We start from the raw sequence: 3,973 nt of genomic DNA on the forward strand, positions 1-3,973 counted from the left end.
TCGGGCTCGCCGCCGGAGACGGCCAAGGCGATGTCCGCTTCAAGCCGGTCCAGGATTCCGGACCATGCCTGCACAGGATCAGCCGACACCGAGTGTGCCGTTCGTCCGTGCCGTCCCGGATACCGTCGCCTGGACAGGCAGCTGCGAAGCGGCGTCGTGCCAGCCTTGCCGGAGCGGTTCCAGGAGCACAATGCATTCTTTGGTCCGGTTGACGTCGCGGTAGATGTTTGCGCCGATCATCGCTTCCATCGCGTAATGGTAGATGCTCAGCAGTCCGGATGCCCCGTCCCACACATCGGTCTTCAGGGTGGAGGACAGCTCGGTGACGATCGACTGGGCATGCAACAGGTTCTCGCTTGCCACACCCCAGTTGGCATTCTCCTGGGCGAACTGGGCGCGGTTCAGGTCCAGGAGCAGCCGGTCATAAAGCATCGTGAGGAGCCTGGCCGGCGGAGCCGACAGGACGGCGTCGTCGTTGTACCGGGAAAGCTGGCTGGCGCGGAGGGCTGTGGAGGTCATGCGTTACGCTCCTTACTTCGTCGAGCTTGAGAGGCCGGCAATCTGGCCGGTGAGCCATGATTGCTGGGCGTTGAGTTGGCCGAGGGCAACTTCCATGGCGTTGTACGTCGTTTGCAGGGTCTGCCGCCTGGAGGCCAAACGCTGGTCCCAGTCGGAGATCTGGCTCCCGAGGTCGGTCACTTCGGATTGTTGCCCCTTGATCAGGGCGGTTACCGAACCACTGAACGGATCGGTAGCGCTGGTTGCTGCGTCGGACACGCGGGATGCAATGGTCTGGAGCGCTGCCTGCGTCCCGGCGGGATCCGAAGCCAAGGACGATTGGAGCTTGGCCGCGTCAAACGTGAAGTTTCCATCCCTGGTGACGTTGATTCCGTATTCGGAGGGAGACTTCCCGTTCACGGGCATGGACACGGCGGAGAAGACTTGGTCGTTGACCGAGCGGACGCCGCTGTTGCCGCTGAAGATGCCGCCACTGGCCGCGGAGGCGCCGTTGGCGTCGGTCGTCTGGGTCACGGCGCTGTAAATGGAGACGAAGCCGAGGACGTCATTGACGGCGTTCACCAGATCCCCGGCCTTTTTGGTGATGCCTGCGGAGTCACTGGCAATGTTCACGGTCACCGGTCCGGCAGTGACGGCGGAGGCCGCCACTGACACACCGGGAAGCAAATCAGTGAAGGTGTTGGTTCCGGACGTGATTGTCTGCGCTGCCGGAGTCCCCGCATACAGCGTCGCTTTGGCATCCTGGGCGGCCTTGACGACGGCGGCGGAGGGGTCAGCCATCAGGTCGGTCGCGGTGCCCGCGCTCACTTGCGCTGCCGTGCCCTGGTAGACGCTGTACGCTCCAGCCGCACCTGAAGTGGCCGCGGTCAGTTGAAGGCGATAGGTTCCGTTGCCTGCCGGGACCTTTACGGCCCGGGCCGGGCCGGACGCCGCGTTGATCGCCGTCACGACGTCGTCAAGGGAGGTGCTTGCAGGCGTGATTTCAGTCTGTTTTCCCGTGGAGTCGACGAGCGTCAGGTGTGCCGGTGCACCCGAGCCGTCGGTGGGCCAGTTGCTCATGGCCGCGGTGACGTCCACTTGGCTCTGGGCCAGCTGGGTGACGGTGACGTCGATTGAGCCCGCGGTCGCGGAGGTGGTCGCCGTCGCAGTGATCGACGGAGAAGTCGTGGTGGCGCTAAACAGGTTCAAGGCGTTCACGGCCGAGTCGCCGCTTGCGAGGTCTTTCAGTGACGACAGCTTCGAGTTCAGCGATTGAAGCGTCGAAATCATTGTCTGGTCCGACGCAAGCTTCGTCTTCAGAAGTGTCTGCGGTTGTGCTTCCACCGCCATGAGCGAATCAATGATGGAGGTGGTGTTCAAGCCGCTGGCGAGGCCGTCGATCGAGCTTGCCACGTTTGGTCCTTCCGGATGTGTTGGTTACGTCGGCGGGGTCCGGAGGCGAATGGCGGCCAGGGGTGTGTTCCCGTCCTGGCCGCCATTCGCTGATTACCGGTCAGCTACCGGAAGGTCTTAGCGCAGGAGCGAGAGAACGCCCTGGCCGGACTGGTTGGCCTGGGCAAGCATTGCGGTGCCGGCCTGGGACATGATGTTGGCCTTGGTGTACTTGACCATTTCCGAAGCCATGTCCGTGTCCGTGATGCGGGACTCGGCTGCCTGCAGGTTTTCGCCGGAGACCTGGAGGGTCTTCGTGGCGTGCTCCAGACGGTTCTGGGTTGCACCCAGGTCAGCGCGCTGAGCCGAAACTGCCGCGATGGCCGTGTCAACGGCAGCAATGGTCAGCTGGGCGTTGGCGCTCGTGTCCACCTTGAAGCCTGCAGCACCCGCTGCGCCGGAGAGGCCGGTAGCGCCGGTTCCGACGGCGGTTGCAACGTCGCCGAGGTTGATGGCGATCTTGTCGTTCGCGCTGCCGCCGGTGCCGACCTGGATGTTCAGGGATGCGCCGCTGTTTCCAGCCGCGCCCTTGAGCAGATCGATGCCGTTGAACTGAGTGGACTGCGTGAGGCGGTCCAGTTCCTTGCCGAGCGAGTCGCCTTCACCCTTGATCGCCGCACGGGAAGCAGTGTTGTTGGTGTCGTTCGAGCCCTGGACAGCGAGGTCACGCATGCGCTGGAGGATCGAGTGGACTTCGGTCAGTGCACCTTCAGTGGTCTGGATGACCGAGATGCCGTCCTGGGCGTTGCGGGCGGCGACTGCCGAGCCGCTGACCTGGGACTTGAGGCCTTCCGAAATTGCCAGGCCTGCTGCGTCGTCAGCAGCACGGTTGATGCGCAGGCCGCTGGAAAGCTTCTCCATCGACTTGGACACGTCGTTCTGCGTGCGGTTGAGGTTGCCGTAAGCGTTGTTCGCCATCAGGTTTGTGTTGATTGCCATGCCCATGATGTATTCCTCCATGATTGGGTCTGCTGGTACTCCCAGGCCGTCCGTGGCCTGTCACTTCTGGTTATCGGAACGGCGGTCCCCTTTGGTTAGCAAAACGCCGCAGGAAAATTTGTTACAGGCCTCAAGATCCGCCGCGCGTCACTTGACTGGACAAAGCGAATAAATCATGCATAAACAACGCCTAACGCATGGGCCGCGTCGGCCGATAGTTGTTTTCAGCGCGGCGAGGGCACAGGGGAAGTGCTTTCCCGCGGCAACGCACCCGAAAATCCAACCCGGAACTGGAGTTGACCCGACATGGCCATCCATGAACTGTCGGCCCTGCTGTGGCGAGAACGTGAGCTACTGGATCTGCTGACATTCAAGCTGGAGGAAGAGCAACTGCTCCTCACGGCGGGCAAATCCCGCTGGTTGCCGCATGGCACCCGGGAAGTGGAGCAGGTCCTGGGGCACCTGTCCAAGGCCGGGCTCGCAAGGGCGGTGGAAGTGGCGGCGGTGGCAGAGCAATGGGGGTTGCCTGCCGAGTCTTCACTGGGCGAGCTGGTCACAGCGGCCCCGGAAGAGGCCTGGGCTGATGTCCTGTCCTCGCACCTGAACGCGATGCAGCAGCAAACCGCCACCATCAAGGAGCTGCGTGATTCGAACGAGCAGTTCCTTCGCGCTGCCGTCCGTTCTACCCAGGAAACCATGGCGGATCTGAAGCCGGCAGCCGGGACCTACGACTCCCATGGGCGGACCGGTTCCCAAAGCAGGGCAGCGGACTCAACCCCGTCCCGCCTTTTCGACCAGCAATTCTGACCTGAACACGGCGGACAAGCAAAGGCCGGACCATCTCAAGGCCCGGATCACCCAAAGGACACAGCAGTGAGCACATTCGGCGGACTCAATACGGCCTACCTGGGCCTCACCGCGGCGCAGCAGGGCATCAACGTTGCCGGACAGAACATCGCCAACGCCGGCACTGACGGGTACACCAGGCAGCGGATCGAGCAATCCGCCGTCGGCGCACCCGCGCGCACGGGCCTCTTCGCAGCAGGCACACAGGCCGGTCAGGGCGTGTCCGTGGACGGGATCG

The 3,973-nt window shown here is 63.2% G+C and carries 5 protein-coding genes; 2 read left to right on the plus strand and 3 right to left on the minus strand.

The annotated features are described in order from the left end of the window. Positions 1-78: 78 nt before the first annotated feature. From fliS to AHiyo1_RS08455, 3 genes are all read right to left on the minus strand, one after another. The gene (fliS, locus tag AHiyo1_RS08445; RefSeq protein ID WP_059388254.1) at positions 79-519 is read right to left on the minus strand and encodes a flagellar export chaperone FliS; all 441 of its coding nucleotides are present in this window, start codon (positions 517-519) and stop codon (positions 79-81) included. Between the two features lie 12 nt (positions 520-531). Beyond that, positions 532-1,911, minus strand: coding sequence for a flagellar filament capping protein FliD (gene fliD / locus AHiyo1_RS08450; RefSeq protein ID WP_059388255.1), 1,380 nt, complete (start codon positions 1,909-1,911; stop codon positions 532-534). A 117-nt stretch (positions 1,912-2,028) separates the two neighbouring features. Further along, positions 2,029-2,895 (minus strand): flagellin N-terminal helical domain-containing protein, encoded by an 867-nt coding sequence (locus tag AHiyo1_RS08455; RefSeq protein ID WP_059388256.1) that lies wholly within the window; start codon positions 2,893-2,895, stop codon positions 2,029-2,031. Between the two features lie 300 nt (positions 2,896-3,195). Between AHiyo1_RS08455 and AHiyo1_RS08460 the strand changes: the two genes are divergently transcribed. Further along, positions 3,196-3,696 (plus strand): flagellar protein FlgN, encoded by a 501-nt coding sequence (locus AHiyo1_RS08460; protein WP_059388257.1) that lies wholly within the window; start codon positions 3,196-3,198, stop codon positions 3,694-3,696. Positions 3,697-3,762: 66 nt separating this feature from the next. Further along, positions 3,763-3,973 (plus strand): flagellar basal body protein (locus tag AHiyo1_RS08465; protein WP_216363154.1); only part of this gene is annotated, 211 nt, incomplete at its 3' end.

It is taken from the genome of Arthrobacter sp. Hiyo1, assembly GCF_001263615.2.
Taxonomy (GTDB): Bacteria; Actinomycetota; Actinomycetes; order Actinomycetales; family Micrococcaceae; genus Arthrobacter.